The following is a 17,638-nucleotide window of genomic DNA, read 5'->3' on the forward strand; positions in this document are numbered from 1 at the left end:
AAAGACAACCTTTTAAAATTAAAATGAGTTTTATGATTTTATAGACTTTAATTTGACCAAGTTCTGTAAAAATAAGGAAGAATTAGTTTAAAAATAGAATTAATCACATAGGAGGCTATACAAATGATTACAAATAAACAAATTGAGAATGCTATGACCATTACGCTACCCAATGAATTACCTGATATGCCTAAATTTGATGATACTGTTAGACGTGCACCAGACCGTGGCTACCGTTTATCTTCTGACCAAACAAAACTTGCATTAAAAAATGCACTACGTTATGTCCCTGAACAATACCATGAACAGATGTTACCTGAATTTCTACAAGAATTAAAAGAACGTGGGCGGATTTATGGTTATAGATGGTATCCTAAACACCCCATTGAAGGAAAAGCGATTGAGGATTATGACGGAACCTGCGTTGCTACAAAAGCACTACAAGTGATGATTGATAACAATCTCAATATTGATGTGGCACTTTATCCTTATGAACTTGTCACATATGGTGAAACCGGACAAGTTTGTGCTAACTGGATGCAGTATCACCTAATTAAAAGTTATCTAAAAAAAATGACGGATCAACAAACCTTAGTAATTGAATCCGGTCACCCAGTTGGGTTGTTTAAGTCTAAAAAAAGTGCTCCTAGAGTCATCATCACCAATGGGTTACTTGTGGGTGAATATGATAATATTGACGACTGGGAAATCGGTGAACAGCTAGGTGTCACAAACTATGGCCAAATGACAGCTGGTGGGTGGATGTATATTGGACCACAAGGTATTGTCCACGGAACTTTCAATACCCTCTTAAATGCAGGTCGTCTAAAACTTGGTCTAGCAGCTGAAGATGATTTAACCGGAAAATTATTTGTCACCTCTGGACTAGGTGGTATGAGTGGGGCACAAGGAAAAGCTGGTGAGATTGCCAATGCTGTTACGATTGTATCTGAAGTGGATATGTCTCGTATCAACACACGTTTACAACAAGGTTGGATTAGTAATCTGGCAAACACCCCTGAATCAGCTGTTAAATTAGCTAATACCTATTTGGATGCTAAAAAAGGAACCTCTATCGCTTATCACGGAAATATCGTAGATCTTTTAGAGTATATGGAGAAACAAAATATTTCTATCGATTTATTATCGGATCAAACATCTTGTCACAATGTTTATGACGGTGGCTATTGTCCTGTGGATATGAGTTTTGAAGAAAGAACTACTCTATTAAGTCAAAATAAAACTGCGTTTAAAGAATCAGTTGATAGTACATTGAAACGACACTTTAATGTCATTAAAAAATTAACAGCTAAGGGAACCTATTTTTTTGATTATGGCAATTCATTTATGAAAGCTATTTATGATAGTGGTATTAAAGAAATTTCCAAAAATGGGATTGATGATAAAGACGGATTTATCTGGCCTTCTTATGTTGAAGATATTATGGGACCAATGTTATTCGATTATGGTTACGGTCCCTTCAGATGGGTGTGTTTGAGTCATAAACATTCTGATTTGATTAAAACTGATCAAGCTGCTATGGAAGTAATTGATCCTACCCGTCGTTATCAAGACTTGGATAACTATAATTGGATTAAGGATGCTGAAAAAAATCAATTAGTAGTAGGAACTGAAGCAAGAATTCTTTATCAAGATGCTAGTGGTCGTGAAAAAATCGCATTAAAATTTAATGAGCTTGTTCGCTCTGGTGAAATTGGACCCATTATGTTAGGACGAGATCATCACGACGTTTCTGGTACAGATTCTCCATTCAGAGAAACCGCTAACATTAAAGACGGTAGTAATATTACTGCTGATATGGCTACTCAATGTTTTGCCGGTAACGCAGCCCGTGGTATGACTTTGGTAACCCTTCATAATGGCGGTGGTGTTGGAATAGGAAAAGCAATAAATGGCGGATTTGGTCTAGTTTTAGATGGTAGTAGTGAGTGTGATGACATTATAAAATCTGCTATTTCTTGGGATACTATGGGAGGTGTTGCGAGAAGAAGTTGGGCTAGAAATGATAATGCTATCTTAACAGCTATTGAGTTTAATAATAGTCATAAAGATTTTGATCACATTACCCTTCCTTATTTAGTAGATGACACCCTGTTTAGCAATATAGTTGATTAATCACAGTCAATATAGTTAATCTTAATAAAATTATAGCATGACAACTAAAAAGAAATCTTGCTTAATTTCAGTTATAGTAAATCTGATTTTTTACAATACTTAAAAAATAAAAAAATTCCTGGGTGACGTTTCTCCAGGAATTTTTTCTTTTTTATATGATATAAATTTATTGATTTTCCATGTTAGTAACATGGAATTTAAAATGCTCTTCCATAAAACTAGCAATGGTAAAGTAACTGTGATCGTAACCGACAACTTTTTGGTAATTAATATTTTGCTTATTTTCCTTAGCTGTAGCTAAAAAAGAATATTCTTGTAACTGATTCTCATAAAAATTATCTTCTGATCCTTGTGTGATTAAAATAGGTAATTTATGTTGAAAAGGTTTTGTAATTAAATTGGTTGCATCCCACTGTTCCCAAGAGCTTTTATCTTTTCCCAAATAATGAGTAAACGCTTTTTGACCCCAAGGCACTTGTGAAGGTGACAGTATTGGAGCGAAAGCTGAGATAGCTGAAAAACGAGTTGGATTTTTAAGTCCTACCATCAACGCACCATGTCCACCCATTGAATGACCCATAATGCTTTCGTTGCCAGATAAATTAGGAATTAGATCGGAGACTATCTTTGGTAATTCTTCGGTTAAATAACTATACATTTGATAATTTTTTTGCCAAGGTTCCTCTGTAGCATTGACATAAAAACTAGCACCTTGTCCCAAATCCCAATCTGGGCTATCAGGTATTTCTATCCCTCTAGGAGAGGTATCAGGTATAATCACAGCAACTTCATGGGCTGCAGCATACTTTTGAAAGCCACTTTTTTGTGTGAAGTTATCATCTGTGCAGGTTAACCCTGACAACCACCAAATTAATGAATAGTCCTTCTTCGTCACTAAAGTTGGCAAGTATAAACTAAATGTCATCTCACAAGCTAAAACTTCTGACTGATGACGATATTTTAGCATCTCTCCTTCAAAAGAGTAATGACGTTCGATTACTTCTGCTATCATATTAATCACGCTCCATATGTTAGAATAGTCCGAATTGATTCACCTTTATGTAATAAATCAAATGCTTTATTGATATCTGTAAAATCAAGTTGGTGAGTAATAAATGATTCTAGATCAATATCGCCAGCCATGTAGGCATCAACCATACCAGGTAGCTCAGTGCGACCTTTCACTCCACCAAAAGCAGACCCGCGCCAAACACGACCTGTTACTAGTTGGAATGGACGAGTGTTAATTTCTTTCCCTGCTCCAGCTACGCCAATAATAATACTTTCACCCCAGCCTTTATGACAAGCTTCTAATGCAGAACGCATAACATCTACATTACCAATGCATTCAAAACTATAATCGACGCCACCGTCTGTCATCTCAACAATTACTTCTTGAATAGGTTGTGACTGTTCTTTGGGGTTAATAAAGTCTGTTGCTCCCATTTTTTCAGCAAGTTCGCGTTTCGATGGGTCGACGTCAATGGCAATAATTCGTTTTGCTTTCGCTTTTTCTAGCCCTTGAATAACAGCTAACCCAATTGCACCTAAACCAAAGACTGCAGCAACAGCATTTTCTTCTACTTTAGCAGTGTTTTTAACAGCTCCTAATCCTGTTGTCACACCGCAACCAAATAAACAAACTTTATCGAGTGGGGCTTTTTTATCAATTTTTACTAAACTTATTTCATTGACGACTGTGTATTCGCTAAAAGTACTTGTTCCCATATAATGATAAATTGGCTCTCCCTGATAAGAAAAACGCGTTGTTCCATCAGGCATCAATCCCTTTCCTTGAGTTTCGCGAACAGCGCTACACAAGTTAGTTTTACCCGATAAACAGAATTTACATTTCCCACATTCGGCAGTATATAGAGGAATCACATGATCTCCAGGCTGAACAGATGTTACGCCCTCTCCTACTGAGACAACAACCCCGCCACCTTCATGTCCTAAAACGGCTGGGAAAATTCCTTCTGGGTCTTCTCCAGATAAGGTAAAGGCATCTGTATGACAAACTGAAGTATATAACATTTTGACCAATACTTCGTTAGTCTTTGGTTCTTCAACATCTATTTCAACGATTTTCAGTGGCTCATTTGGCCCAAAGGCCACGGCTGCTTTACTTTTCATTATGATTCCCTCTTTCTTTTGTGTTAATTATTTTCAACACCCTTATTGTAGTGTATAATACATAAAAATGTAATACTGATATTTTTGTCACTATAGTTTTTTAAGAATAAGTTGAGAATATGTTAACTTAATAGGAGGTTTTAATGTTGGTAATTTATAAAGAAAAAGAGTTTTATACAAATAAAGACTTAGCACTATCAATTATTGGGGGGCGTTGGAAGATTGCCCTAGTTTGGGCACTCCTACATAATAGTCCTCTGCGATTAAATCAATTCCAAAAACTGTTTCCTGATATCAATCAGCGCACCTTAATTAGGCAACTAAGAGAACTAGAGGAAGATTATATTATTAAACGAACCGTTTACCCTGTTGTGCCACCTAAAGTAGAGTATCAGCTTACTGAGATAGGCTTAAGTTTAGAACCTGTAGTCAACTCAATTTGTCAATGGGGCGATGAATTTCATGCTTTTTTAGAAAAATAAATGACTCTCGAGTATAAGGACATAAAGTTTACTTTTATTTCATAAAAGATTAAGTAATAATTAAATATCCATCATGTAAAAAATGTGTTAACTTAGATAAGTTATAATAGAATAATAAACTTATATTTAAGGAGTATTTTATGCTAATTAATTTATCTAAGTATCGCAGTCAATTATATGGCTTTTCGGCTTTATTTATTGTTTTTTTTCACTCACAAGTCATGTTTACGATTAAGGGATTTCATATTATTAAACAATTTGGTTCTCTAGGAGTAGATGTTTTTTTATTGTTATCAGGTATGAGTTTATACTTTTCTTTTTCTAAAGATAGTAATTTAAAACATTTTTTTCAAAAACGAATAAGTACGATTATTATTCCTTTAGGGATAGTCAATTTAATTTATTACCAGCTGGTCCCTAATGGATCTGGCTTTATCATGTATCTAAAAAATGTTATCGGGCTATTTCATTCTGAAAAATTGACCTTAAATTCTTGGTTTAGTCTAACGATTATTATCCTTTATTTACTCTACCCTCTCATTCATAAATTTTTAGAAAGTTCTTCAGAAATCAAACGGCTCGTTAAGTTTGGCATTATTTTTAGCCTGTGGTGGCTGTTCCAATTAACTAAATTTTATTTTGTGACACCTGAATTTGCTAGTCATACTAATTTAGCCTTTGCTAGGTTCCCTATTTTTTTAATAGGATGTTACTTAGGACCTTATATTTTAAATAGAACGCCTTTCTTTGGACTAAAAATAAATAAACACGCTAGTATTGGCATCACACTACTATTATTTATCTCATCATGCTCCTTATTGATACCTTATATCCAAGTTGATAATAAATACCAATTGATTCCTACCTTTATTTCTATTAGTGTCGTCATGACTGGAACCTTACTACTAAGTTGGTTATTAAACTTGATGTCCAAAGCAAAATCAAGTCATTTAATCATGCTAGTTAGCAAATCATTGACACTGTTTGGTGGCTTATCTTTTGAAATCTATTTATTATTTGAAAAAAATCAAACATTATTCGAGTCAGTCGCCCCTGTAGACCCACATAATCTTGCTAAAACTTGCTTTTTATTTACTTTAACACTTATTGAAGCCATACTTTTAAAAAAAGTAGTCACTTATATCAAACAAAATTATGATCTGACTAAACCATAATAGTAGGACAAAAAAATAACCTAACCGAATAAAAAAGACGGTTAGGTTATTTTTTTAGCCTGTAACATTGTTTTGTGGCTGCCCATTTAAAAATGACTCCACATTTTCGATAGCGATAGTGAGTAAACGTCTACGTGTTTCGACTGGTGCCCAAGCAATATGAGGGGTTAAGTAACAATTTTTTGCTTTTAATAAAGGATTATTACTTAAGATAGGTTCTTGGGATACGACATCTGCTCCCATTGCACCCATCTTATCTTCATTTAAAGCGTTAGCTACTGCTTTCTCATCCAATAGTCCTCCACGAGATGTATTAATCAAGATCACGCCATCTTTCATTTGAGCGATAGCCTCATCATTAATCATCTTGGTTGTTTCTGGAAATTGAGGAACATGTAAACTAATAATATCGGATTGCTGATATAACTGATTTAAGGAGACTTGTCTAAATGAAGGGTCTAGTGCTTTTTTCGGACGATGGTTATAGTAAATGACTTTCATCTGAAAAGCTTTAGCAATCACAGCAGTAGCTTGTGCAATTCGTCCATAACCGATCAAACCTATTGTTTTACCAGCCAACTCCATTAATGGCATTTTCCAATAAGTAAAATCTTGACTTATTTCCCACTCTCCATTTGCTACTGATTGGTTATGACAACCAACTTGACTTGTTATTTCTAATAATAAAGCGATGGTAAACTGAGCGACTGCATCTGTTCCATAACTTGGAATATTAGTCACGATCACATTCTGTTCTTTAGCTTTCTCAATATCTACGACATTGTAACCAGTCGCTAATACTCCAATATACTTTAAATTAGGACACGCTACGATAATATCTTTTGTAATAGGAACTTTATTTGTGAAAACTAACTCAGCATCTCCTATACGTTCACAGATTAACTCAGGTTGTGTAATGTCTGTTCGATCATAGACAATTACTTCCCCATATTTCTGTAACTCATCCCAGCTAAGATCCCCAGGATTTAAACCATATCCATCTAAAATAACCAGTTTCATTTTACTATCCCCTTTCAGTTACTAATAGCTAAGTATACCTTATCTAACCTAGATTTTAGCACGTTTTGTTTGCTGATGACTATAACGTAATAAAAAAAGGATAGTTATTAACTATCCTTTTTTTTATAATTTTTCCCAAGGACCGCCAGCACTTGGCACATTTCCTTTTGTCCACCATTGAGCTTCGTAGGTCGTTCCTTGGTAGACAACAGTATCTTTAGCATTGTAAGTTTTTTCTTTTTGCCAAGTATCCTGACCATTACTGATTTCTTCTTTTAAGGTCTTAACAGTATGTTTAGCTGATAAAGTAGATTCATTACCTGAATCATCTACTGCTGAAATTTGATAATCATATGACGTATCACTTGCTAATGTTGTTTCCGTTAGCGTTAATGTTTTCGGAGAAGCTATTTTAACACCATTGCGATAAACATTATAAAATTGAACCTTTTTATTATCTTTAGACGCTTCCCATGATAAAGTTACACTTGTTGTTGTCACGTTAGAACTTTTAAGGCCCTTCGGTGTTGTTGGTGCTTCTTTATCCTTAGTTGCTAATGTCTTTCCACTCACTTCTAAGCTTTTTTCAGATTCTGTTCCATCTTTATAAAGTGTTGAAACTTGATAAGAATACGTTGTTTCTGCTTTTAATAATTTATCAGAAAATGTTGTATTTTTAATTGTTTGAATTTTTTGATTATCTCGATAAATAACATAGCCTTGAATATCTTGTTGCTCTTTAGGTTCAGTAAAACTTAAGGTCATACTATCTTCTTTAATGTTAGTTAAAGTTAAGCTAGTAGGTGCTTGCTTATCAGTTTCTTTTTCAGAACGGTATTGATCAATATAGTCTATCATTTCGGGATGGAAAAATAACCCAGTGTTAGAATAAGCATCCTCACCAGCTGCATGCATTCCGATTACTTCATTTTTTGTATTTAAAATAGGAGAGCCTGACGAACCACCAACTGTATCATTAGAGTATGTCAAAACTTTTTGTTTTGTTGTGACAATTTGGCCTGAACTTTTCCACATTGTTTCACCTTTATCTCCAGGATAGCCAGCTAATAGTACTTGTTGACCAGTTTGTCCTCCTTGATAGTTCATTTTTGAAGGAACAACCATTGTATCAATACTTTGCCCTAGCGCGTTATTATCTAATTCTAAAACGGCATAATCATTTTCTACTCGGTAACTATTATCTAGATAGGTACTCGGAATATGAATGGCTTTTACTTTAAATGAACCAAAAGGATTATTTTTTGAACTACCATTTACTCCACGACCAGGATATATCTTCATTTTTTCTGGTTGATTAGCATCATATGCTTTGTTAGCAACATGCCCATTTGTTAAAACTAAACCGTCACCAATATAAAAACCGCTGGCGATATAACCTTGTCCATCTTCAATAAAGACGACACTTTGATACGGTGTCTGATTCGTATTGGTTACTAGTTGACGGTCATCACTTCCAATTATTGCACGTGAGCCTATTTTAGGCGTGTTCTCTGTTACTTCAGTTGCTTCAGCTGTGATTTGTGTGACTAAACAACCAGACAATAGTGTCGTTGCTATTAATAATTTAGATAATTTCATTAAATACTCTCCTTTTTCAATCAACTCTTAGTTTAGTTCTAAAAATGATTATATACGAAAAAACCAATTATTTTTTATCAAAAAAAAACAAGCCTAATAAAAAATATGAGTAAGACTTTTATTTTTTATTAGAACCAATATCCCTAGTAAACTAATTCACTTAGAGAATAATTGCTGATTTTCATTTTTTATCAATTACCTTTTTATTCACTATACTCATAAAAATTTTCAATACTACATATAAAAGAACAAATAAGCTAACAAAGACATCATTAATTCCTTAAACTTTGCCAAATTACGCTCAGATAAACTAATTCTCTATCGTTCTTTAAACTCTCAAATACTATCAATATAACACTTACTAACTTTCAACTAGCCATTTAGAAAACAAAGGCATCAAGCTGGTACCAATTTAAACAACCGCGCACTTACTCTACCATCATTATTTCAGCATGTGTGGTTGGTCCCTAATAAATACTTTAGCAGGAGCGGCTCTGTCTAATGTTTATCTAGCCAAAAATAAGGCTGCCGTGATATGATAATAAATAAACTAGTTATATATAGGAGGACGAGATAATAGATACTATATTACAAGAAGCTTACGCGATTCAAGATGTCAATTTTTTAAATGAAAACCACATCATTGCTTTATTAATAGCTCACTTAAAAAAAAATAATTATCAAATTAATCACTATGCCACAACTAGACAAACGGGCTATGATATTATCGCCGAACAAGCCGAACAATTAGATAAAAAATTGATTATTGAAGCCAAAGGAGCGACTTCTTCTAAAAGTGAAAGCAATCGTGCTGGTAGTTCTTTCTCAACTAATCAAGTTAAAAGTCATGTTGCAGCGGCTATCTTAAAAGCGATGGAGACAATGACAGAGCAAGAAGGCTGTCTCATTGCTTTAGCATTCCCAGATAACCAAGTACATCGTCAACGTCTAGAAAAATCACGCGTTGCTTTACAAAAACTAGAACTAATAGTCTACCTGGTCTCTACCGATGGGATAGAGTTATTCTAATAAATAACTAAAAAAACAGAAAGACTTATAAAGTCCTCCTGTTTTTTTTTAGTTATAAATCTATCCTTTTGTATAAATAATAATCAATAACCTAATGACTACTACGCAACTACTATGATTTTCGCGCCCTATTTCTTGTTAGCAATCCTCTTTTTATTGATTTTCTAATTAATTTTTTCTAATTAATTATGGTACCATGAACCATCAATATATGTACTATTAGCATTACTTACAGTCCTAGCTTGAATCGTTACTTTTTGACCTCTTGGAATATTATTAGGTAGACGAGTTGAACCTATCGTTAATCTTACCCAGGGACCTGTTAATTGAGGCGTGCCTGGTGAATACGCTCTTAATAAAACAGGTTCGCCAGAACGATTGCTATTAATTGTAACATCTAAAGCCTTAGATGATTCTAATTTTGTTCTAGGATTTGGATCAATACTCCGCTCAGTTGAATTAATGTACTTATTTGCAAAATATCCTACGTCAAAAGGTGTTGCTTTTAATGTACTATCAGTTAGTAGACTAATACCATTCTCAGAAGAAAGTGCCTCAACTTGTTCACTTGCACTTGCACTCATTCCTGTCATCGCTACAGTCGAGATAATCATGCCACATACTAAACCTAATACTGCCGTCTTCATACTTAAAATCATCCTCTCTTAGTGAAAATTTTTTTTGTTTCTTGTTGCAACTAAACTATCACATGACTCCTCTTTTTTGTAAACATATTTTCCATTTATTTTAAATGATGATTATTTTTGTCGAATCAAATTCTCATACAACCTAAATTAATAATGAGTTATTAGTATTTTAAAAAGATACATAGATTACACTTAGTTGAAATAAAAGAAAATAACCAATAAATATATATTAGAAATTATTTGCTTAAAATATTTCAAAAAAAACAATGTCGGATCCTTATTTTAAATTTATTAACTCTAAATTGGCTATAAAAAAAGCAGAAAATAATAACCTCTCATTACAAGAAGATATACTTTCCGCTTTAAGCTCTTTATTCTAACTTGAACATGCCTTTTGAATATTGCTCCCCTGTTACCATGTCATAATTAATCACAATATAATCATTGACTAATTCTTGTTCTTTTTTACTCAAATTATCAATTGGGGTCGAAATCCCCTCTTTAAAAACGGAATGACTATTGATTGAACTAATATTAGCTTCCATCAATTTTTTTTGTAACAATTGATAAGGTGTGATTTTTTTATTCAAGCTAACTAATAATTTAGTGAATAAAAAATCGGGGGACGTATTTAGTACGCTATCATTCACTTTTTTACCATTCGAAAAAATAAAATAAGGTGTTTCGTAACTTTGATCACCAGTTAATATTTTATCAGAGAACGACGGTCCATGATCGCCAAAGAAAAGAATATTAGTATTGACCTTAGTATCCATCTCGGATACCTTGTCTATAAATTTCTTTGTAGCAACATCTGTATCACTAATTAATTGTTGGTATAGATTAAACTGTTTTTGTATCCCCTCGTCAACATCAACTTTGATCGGGTCAATAGTTAAATTCATACTATCTTTATACGAGTAAGGACTGTGATTTTGCATACTTAAAGAGACGATACTTTGAGGCTCTTTTGTTTCTTGCAACTCTGAAATGATTTCATTATAAAATTTTTCATCAGATATGCGGAGCATATAATCGGGTTGATTTGACCTCAATGGTTCTATCTTAACAAAATCCTCATTCAGAGTTTGTTGATAATTTTCATAAACAGTTTTTCTATTATAAAGGTTTAACGTATACGGATGAATAATTTTCTTGGTTGTGTAATTGGTATCTGCTGTTATATTTTTAAGACCTTTTTTGACATAAAAATCATGATATGGCGTTATCGTATTGTCAACCAACAAGTCTAGTGAGATACCCGTTCGAACCGAAAATTCTATATTGGCGGTCCCACCACCAATCGAAGTTGAACGCATCTTGCCACCATTCAGCCCAGCTAAACTATGGATAGTTGGTAATAATTTATCCTCTTTATCAAAAGGTGTCGTTTCGATCAAGCTTTCACTTAAAATAATCACGGTATTATCTTTTTCATGTGGTTCTTTGTCACGATTATAAGCATCAACTGAATACTTACTAACAATCTCTTTAGTATTTTTTTTGGAATAATTCTCTACTTTTTCTTGTACTTCCATATTAGTATTAAGGAGATTGACTATAACACCCGTACTTTTGATGTTTTTTAAGGGATTGTGTACCCAGCCTACTCTTTCAAGTGGGTAGGCTTTTAAATTAAACATTTGGAAAAATACCACGGCAATAATCAGCGAGACTACTCGATAATGATAACTAAATTTAAAATCTTTTCTAAAGATAATAATGGCTAAGATAATGGCCAATACAAAGCCAATTAATAACTTAATATCTAGATATTGAATTAAAAGCGAAATATTTTTAAGTTCTGTTATTTGGGAAAAAGAGATAATCTCATTTCTTTCTGTGACGTAGGTCTTATTGACATACCCTAGTAAGAAAAGTGCCGAGCCACCTATTAATAACGATGAGATAAAACGACCTGTAATCGCTAAGATGAGATAGATAAAAGCCATTCCAGGAAAAATATAGAATAAATAATTTTTTCCAAGAGAAGAGTTTATCCCTACTAACTCTTCAGGGCTATAGACGCTTGTTTCAATCAATAACGTTAGTTTATAACTAATTGCTAAAGTAATAATCATATACAGTAAAAATATTGAGAGCTGTTTTAAGATTTTTTTTTGTTTTGAATTCATAGATACTATATTTCAATCCTTCTTGTTAATATTATAATTACATATATACAATAACACAAAGTTTATTTGATAACTATAAAAAAAGAACTTTCATTCTAAATAAAAGGACCTTTTATTTAATTAACATATGAAACTATTAAAAACATTCAATTTATTCTGCATTAATTAAAAATAACAAGTACAATATCTCAATTATTTACCTAAGTTTATTTTTAATATCTAATTTGTTATTTTAAAGCAAAAAAGCCTCGAATAACGGGGCTTTTTATGAGTCACACTCTCTCTTTAGTTCAATCCATTTGATATAATGTCTAATCTAACATATAATTAACACATAAAAGAGTGTTATTTTATAAATAGAGTACTCTTTTCGAAGCCATCTTAGATGGGTTCAAACTTAATTTTTTATTTTAACCAATCAACTCTGCAAAGTTAATGATTGGTTATTTTTTATTTTATTAAAAGAATAACCCTACTATTGATGCTGTTAATAATGATGCCATTGTCGCTCCCAATAACAGCTTCATTGAATACTTAGCAACTGTTTTTCCCTGTGTTTTATCAATGGCTGATATTGATCCAGAAATAATCCCTACTGTACCAAAATTAGCGAAACTAACTAAATAAGTTGAAATTATTGCTGCACCTTTAGGTGTAAGTGAATTAACGATTTCTCCTAAATTCCCCATTGCTACAAATTCATTTGTGATTAATTTAGTGGCCATAATACCACCAACTTTTACCATATCTTGACTAGGTACACCTATTATATATAGCTACCGGAGAAAAAGCCCATCCTAAAATCTCTGTAAAAGTAATATGAAATAAATAATCAAATGAATTATTTAAAAATGTAACTAATGCTACAAATCCTATTAACATGGCAGCAACAGTTACAGCCAGATGAAAGCCGTCTAAAATATAACTACCAAGCATTTGAAAGAAAGGTTCCTTCTCTATATTTTCATTTGCAGCTGCCTCAATAACTATCTCATCTTTGGGATCATAAGGGTTAACAACACATGAAATTATGAGAGCTGAAAAAATATTTAAAAATACTGCAACAACTACAAATTTCCCTTCGACCATTTCCATATAAGAAGCTAACATCGCAGCACTTACAGCAGACATGGCTGATGCACAAATTGTGTATAATTGTTTAGCACTTAATTTTGGAATTTGTTCCTTTATAGTAATAAAAACTTCCGGTTGGCCAAGAACAGCTGTGGAAACTGAAAAGTAACTTTCCAATTCCCCCATTCCTGTAATTTTACTTATTCCTTTACCTACCCATTTAATCACAAAGGGTAGGACTTTAATATAATTTAAAATACCAACTAAAGCAGAGATAAAAACAATTGGCATTAAAACATTGAAGAAAAAGACTGAGCCTCCTGGAACAAACTCGAAGCCTCCAAAAACAAAATTGGTTCCTCCAGAAGCTTGATTCATAAGCCAGCTAAAGAATCCTGAAATACCAGCCAGTACTTTAATCCCACCTGAAGTATGCAAACAAACATATGAAATAATTAACTGTAATCCCACCATCCTAGCCATCTGCTTGTATCTAATATTCTTTCTGTCAGAACTGATTAAATAACCTAAAGCGAATATAAATAATAAAGCGATTATTCCTTTAATAATACTCATTCTTTATCACACCTTTTATAGTTTTTTCAATAATTCTACTGCAGCCTCTAAATCTACTTTTCTCGGTGTATTTCCTGCAAAACGTTCTTCTACAATATCCTTTGCATTGGTTAACAACTCATTTTTATCTATTTGTAACTCACTAAAAGGAGCCATACCTAAAATATTATCTCTAAAGTCGCGGTATCTATTTGACGTAATTGACGCAATTTCTTCCACAGAGGCATTCTCTGGGAATGTAGCACCTAAAATGTAACCAATCTCTTTAATTTTCTTAGGAAGTACGGGAGCAACATGCTCTAAAGCTCCTGGCAAGGCATAAGCACACGCCATACCATGAGGGATTTTATATTTAGATCCTAAAATGTGAGCCGTTGAATGTCCAATATGAGTCCCACAGTTATTCAACATCCATCCACCTAAAGCAGCAGCAACCATCATACGTTCTCTCGCTTCACGATTAGAGCCATCCTCCACAGCTAGAGGTAAGTATTTAGCAACTAAAAACATTATTTTTTCACAAATAGCATCTGTCACTGGACTTGATAAGTTAGAAGTATATCCTTCAGCTGCATGTGAAAATGTATCTAAACCTGTTGCAATCGTCATGTTTTTAGGTAATGACATCAATAATTCTGGATTAAGAATGGCATATTCACTTACTGAATTATCAGCTAAAACCGCAAGCTTTGTATTTGTTTTTAGATCTGTAACTATCAAAGCATTTGACAGTTCACTACCTGTCCCAGACGTCGTTGGAACTGAAATCAATCCTGGACACTCTTTTATTTCACCCTCAAATGTGACATAGTCTTTAATTTTCCCACCATTATGTTTAACAATATTAATACCACGTGCTACATCAATCGAGCTTCCACCACCTATTGCTATAATTGAATCACACTGTTGTTTATTACAAATAACTGCACCTTCATCAACCAAATTTGTTGGCGGATCCGATACGATTTTATCATAGACAATAAAATCGATTCCTTCATTAGTAAGATCTTCCTTTAATTTATTAACGATGGGTGTACTATTTAAAAATGAATCCATCACAATTAAGGGTTTCTTATATGACGCCTCTTTCAAAACTTGTAAAATACTTTTTGATAAATCATCTGTTACGGTTACTTTCACTTTTTGTTCTAGTTTAAAATTCAAAAATTCCGCCTCCTAGTCTGTTACTTTCCCATAAATATATTTTTCAAAATACTGACTCAAAAACTGAATAGCAGGACCTGTTGTAAGCGCTGTTAATATGGTGATTACACCAAACTTACCGCCTAATAAAACACCTACTAAAATTAACACGATATCCATCACAATTTTTGATTTCCTAATACTCCAACTGGCCCGATCTCTAATAGTTAACATGATACCATTAAAAGGATCTACCCCAATATCACTTGCCACAAACAAACTGATTCCAATATAATACAAACTAATTCCAATAAAACCACCTAAATAACGGTGAAAGGTAACGTCGTTATTGAATAATAGTGGATAAATATGACTTCCTATAGATATAAATAAACCATAAGGAATCAAATATAAAAGTGTGCCAATATTCAAATATCTTTTACCAAAAATAAATAAAATAATAATTAACACAATGTTCATATAATTAGAAACAGTCCCTAACTGAGATTGCTCAAGGCTTAGAAATGATCTAAGCCCATCATAGACAATCCCAACAGGGTCGTTACCAAATAGTGTATTATTATTAAAAGCTACACCAATACATACCAGAAAAATACCAATAAGTGACACACCTAATTTTTTAAGGGTAATATTGTCAAAATTAAATAGTTTCAAAAATTATAAACCAACTTCTTTAGCTGCTTTATCAGCTCTGTCGCAGAATAATTTAACTTTTTCGATATCTTTTTCCATATGTCCACCATCATACTTAATACTTGTTTTACTTAAAGAATCCACCCCAAAAGGTTTAATTTGGCGAATACATTCTTCAACATTATCTGCGCCTAAGCCTCCAGCAATAATAACAGGAATATCAACACTTCTTACGATTTCAGCATCAATAGCCCAATCATGTGTTTCACCACTAGCGCCAATCCCTGTATCCTCAGCTAATCCCGAGTCGGTTAATAAATAGTCAGAAAATTCTGCATATTTTTTAGCTCTATCTACAGCTCCTGGACCATCAACTAATACTGCTTGCATTAATTCAATACCTGGACACGCTTCTTTTAATTCTTTAGCAAATCCAGCATCCGCTGTATAATCCATACCCGCGATATGAAGAATATCTGGCTTAACTCTTTTAGCAATATCAATCATTTCTTTCGTTTCTTTATTCAGCATAATAGCAACTGTTTTTACACCGCGTCGTTTTGCCTCGTCGAAAATTTTATCCACTAAATCATGTTCGACTCGATGAGCTGGAACGCCACCATTTTGCATAGGTACCAAGCCAATATGATCCGCTCCAGCATCCATAGTTTGTACACTTTCCTCATAAGTAATTAAAGAATAAATTTGTTTAATCATAATAGTCATATCTCCCTTTATATTTAATATTTTATACGTTGACAATAAATTGTTGCGCTCGCTTAACTACATTCGTAACATTCATATGTTCAGAAACTGCATCGATACTTTCTACAGTAATACTAGCTGCCGCTTGGGTTAATTGTGCTACTTCGGTTAAGCTCAAGGTTTCTCCATAAAAGAATCTTGCCCATGCAATCGTAGCCATACTACAATCGCCTGCACCATTGCAACTAACAACATTACTTTTTAAAATTGGAATAATGTTAGCTTCATTTTGATTGGCACAGATAATACCATGCTCACCTAATGAGATAAATACATTTTTAACTCCTAGCTCAACTAATTCTTTGGCTGCTTTTTTTCCTGTCTCTTCATCTATTACTTTTATACCAGTAAATAGTTCCGCCTCAATTTCATTTGGTTTAAATGTATCAATTTTATTTAACACATTATTAAACCTTTTTGCTTTTGCAACCGATACTGGATCAACAAAAATAGGTACCTCGACATTATGAGCTAACCACTCTATCGACTCTTGTTCTAAGTTTCCATCAATCACACATAATTCTGAACTATTTATAAAATCAATTCTTTTTTCAAAAAATTCTGGTGTCATATATTTAATAATATTCATATCATTGACACCTGAAACCATATCTCCATCTCCATCTGTCACATACAGGTAAGTTGAGCTTGCTTTTCCTTTTATTTTTTCAGCATAGGTTAAATCAATACCTTTTTTTTCACAGTTTTTACTTAAGATTTGTCCAAATTCGTCATCACCATAAACTGTAACTAAATATGTAGGTACCTCCAACTTGACCATATTTTGAGCAATATTTTGTCCGACTCCGCCATCTGTTAATGTGATTCTGCCAATATTAGAATCGTGTTCACGATATAGATGTCCAGAAATTCCAGCTATATCCATATTCAACCCACCTAAAACGACAGCATATTTTTGATTTGCCATTTTAAACACCTCCTTGTTTTAGCAACAACCATAGTATACAAATAAAACGTTGCCATTTCAACACTTATTTAAAAAACAAACATTTGTTTACTTAATTTGATTTTGAACGTTTTTTAACCTATAATTAATTTATAAAAATAAG

The 17,638-nt window shown here is 33.2% G+C and carries 14 protein-coding genes and 1 pseudogene; 4 read left to right on the plus strand and 11 right to left on the minus strand.

Going from position 1 to position 17,638, the window contains the following annotated elements; genetic code table 11:
• The first annotated feature begins 117 nt into the window (after positions 1 to 117).
• Positions 118 to 2,136, plus strand: coding sequence for a urocanate hydratase (gene hutU, locus OL234_RS06110; protein ID WP_437184436.1), 2,019 nt, complete (start codon positions 118 to 120; stop codon positions 2,134 to 2,136).
• Between the two features lie 166 nt (positions 2,137 to 2,302).
• Here the strand turns inward: hutU and fghA are convergent, their stop codons facing one another.
• Positions 2,303 to 3,148: an S-formylglutathione hydrolase gene (gene fghA, locus OL234_RS06115; RefSeq protein WP_275468363.1), complete on the minus strand. Its 846-nt coding sequence runs from the start codon at positions 3,146 to 3,148 to the stop codon at positions 2,303 to 2,305.
• A 5-nt stretch (positions 3,149 to 3,153) separates the two neighbouring features.
• Positions 3,154 to 4,269 carry an S-(hydroxymethyl)glutathione dehydrogenase/class III alcohol dehydrogenase gene (locus OL234_RS06120; RefSeq protein WP_275468364.1) on the minus strand — a complete coding sequence of 372 codons (1,116 nt, stop codon included), beginning with the start codon at positions 4,267 to 4,269 and terminating at the stop codon, positions 3,154 to 3,156.
• A 143-nt stretch (positions 4,270 to 4,412) separates the two neighbouring features.
• On the opposite strand from OL234_RS06120, the gene OL234_RS06125 reads away from it, so the two are divergent.
• Both OL234_RS06125 and OL234_RS06130 read left to right on the plus strand, forming a co-directional pair.
• Positions 4,413 to 4,751, plus strand: a complete 339-nt coding sequence (locus OL234_RS06125; protein ID WP_275468365.1) for a winged helix-turn-helix transcriptional regulator — start codon at positions 4,413 to 4,415, stop codon at positions 4,749 to 4,751.
• Positions 4,752 to 4,891: 140 nt separating this feature from the next.
• On the plus strand, positions 4,892 to 5,926 hold the full coding sequence (locus tag OL234_RS06130) for an acyltransferase family protein (protein WP_275468366.1): 1,035 nt from the start codon (positions 4,892 to 4,894) through the stop codon (positions 5,924 to 5,926).
• Between the two features lie 54 nt (positions 5,927 to 5,980).
• Here the strand turns inward: OL234_RS06130 and OL234_RS06135 are convergent, their stop codons facing one another.
• Complete coding sequence (locus tag OL234_RS06135) at positions 5,981 to 6,946, minus strand: D-2-hydroxyacid dehydrogenase (RefSeq protein ID WP_275468367.1); 966 nt, start codon at positions 6,944 to 6,946, stop codon at positions 5,981 to 5,983.
• 123 nt (positions 6,947 to 7,069) lie between these two features.
• The gene (locus OL234_RS06140; RefSeq protein WP_275468368.1) at positions 7,070 to 8,545 is read right to left on the minus strand and encodes a fibronectin type III domain-containing protein; all 1,476 of its coding nucleotides are present in this window, start codon (positions 8,543 to 8,545) and stop codon (positions 7,070 to 7,072) included.
• A 759-nt stretch (positions 8,546 to 9,304) separates the two neighbouring features.
• Between OL234_RS06140 and OL234_RS06145 the strand changes: the two genes are divergently transcribed.
• The gene (locus tag OL234_RS06145; protein ID WP_275468369.1) at positions 9,305 to 9,574 is read left to right on the plus strand and encodes a hypothetical protein; all 270 of its coding nucleotides are present in this window, start codon (positions 9,305 to 9,307) and stop codon (positions 9,572 to 9,574) included.
• A gap of 182 nt (positions 9,575 to 9,756) precedes the next feature.
• Here OL234_RS06145 and OL234_RS06150 read toward each other — a convergent pair whose 3' ends face one another.
• From OL234_RS06150 to OL234_RS06180, 7 genes and pseudogenes are all read right to left on the minus strand, one after another.
• Positions 9,757 to 10,221: a hypothetical protein gene (locus OL234_RS06150; RefSeq protein ID WP_275468370.1), complete on the minus strand. Its 465-nt coding sequence runs from the start codon at positions 10,219 to 10,221 to the stop codon at positions 9,757 to 9,759.
• Positions 10,222 to 10,592: 371 nt separating this feature from the next.
• A complete protein-coding gene (locus OL234_RS06155) occupies positions 10,593 to 12,356 on the minus strand; it encodes an LTA synthase family protein (RefSeq protein ID WP_275468371.1) in 1,764 nt (587 codons plus the stop codon).
• Positions 12,357 to 12,814: 458 nt separating this feature from the next.
• Positions 12,815 to 14,006 (minus strand): annotated as a pseudogene (locus OL234_RS06160) (NupC/NupG family nucleoside CNT transporter).
• A 15-nt stretch (positions 14,007 to 14,021) separates the two neighbouring features.
• Positions 14,022 to 15,170 carry an iron-containing alcohol dehydrogenase gene (locus OL234_RS06165; protein WP_275468372.1) on the minus strand — a complete coding sequence of 383 codons (1,149 nt, stop codon included), beginning with the start codon at positions 15,168 to 15,170 and terminating at the stop codon, positions 14,022 to 14,024.
• Between the two features lie 12 nt (positions 15,171 to 15,182).
• Positions 15,183 to 15,824 (minus strand): YczE/YyaS/YitT family protein, encoded by a 642-nt coding sequence (locus OL234_RS06170; RefSeq protein ID WP_275468373.1) that lies wholly within the window; start codon positions 15,822 to 15,824, stop codon positions 15,183 to 15,185.
• A gap of 3 nt (positions 15,825 to 15,827) precedes the next feature.
• A complete protein-coding gene (locus tag OL234_RS06175) occupies positions 15,828 to 16,520 on the minus strand; it encodes a phosphoribosylanthranilate isomerase (RefSeq protein ID WP_275468374.1) in 693 nt (230 codons plus the stop codon).
• 31 nt (positions 16,521 to 16,551) lie between these two features.
• Positions 16,552 to 17,496 carry a carbohydrate kinase family protein gene (locus OL234_RS06180; protein WP_275468375.1) on the minus strand — a complete coding sequence of 315 codons (945 nt, stop codon included), beginning with the start codon at positions 17,494 to 17,496 and terminating at the stop codon, positions 16,552 to 16,554.
• Positions 17,497 to 17,638 lie beyond the last annotated feature (142 nt).

It is taken from the genome of Vagococcus intermedius, assembly GCF_029144185.1.
Lineage (GTDB): Bacteria > Bacillota > Bacilli > Lactobacillales > Vagococcaceae > Vagococcus_D > Vagococcus_D intermedius.

Bases quoted from the DNA above. Each gene is read 5' to 3' on its own strand.
- OL234_RS06125 (WP_275468365.1), top strand. From the start codon at position 4,413: ATGTTGGTAATTTATAAAGAAAAAGAGTTTTATACAAATAAAGACTTA.
- OL234_RS06135 (WP_275468367.1), bottom strand. From the start codon at position 6,946: ATGAAACTGGTTATTTTAGATGGATATGGTTTAAATCCTGGGGATCTT.
- OL234_RS06180 (WP_275468375.1), bottom strand. From the start codon at position 17,496: ATGGCAAATCAAAAATATGCTGTCGTTTTAGGTGGGTTGAATATGGAT.
- fghA (WP_275468363.1), bottom strand. From the start codon at position 3,148: ATGATAGCAGAAGTAATCGAACGTCATTACTCTTTTGAAGGAGAGATG.
- OL234_RS06175 (WP_275468374.1), bottom strand. From the start codon at position 16,520: ATGATTAAACAAATTTATTCTTTAATTACTTATGAGGAAAGTGTACAA.
- OL234_RS06150 (WP_275468370.1), bottom strand. From the start codon at position 10,221: ATGAAGACGGCAGTATTAGGTTTAGTATGTGGCATGATTATCTCGACT.
- OL234_RS06140 (WP_275468368.1), bottom strand. From the start codon at position 8,545: ATGAAATTATCTAAATTATTAATAGCAACGACACTATTGTCTGGTTGT.
- OL234_RS06130 (WP_275468366.1), top strand. From the start codon at position 4,892: ATGCTAATTAATTTATCTAAGTATCGCAGTCAATTATATGGCTTTTCG.
- OL234_RS06155 (WP_275468371.1), bottom strand. From the start codon at position 12,356: ATGAATTCAAAACAAAAAAAAATCTTAAAACAGCTCTCAATATTTTTA.
- OL234_RS06120 (WP_275468364.1), bottom strand. From the start codon at position 4,269: ATGAAAAGTAAAGCAGCCGTGGCCTTTGGGCCAAATGAGCCACTGAAA.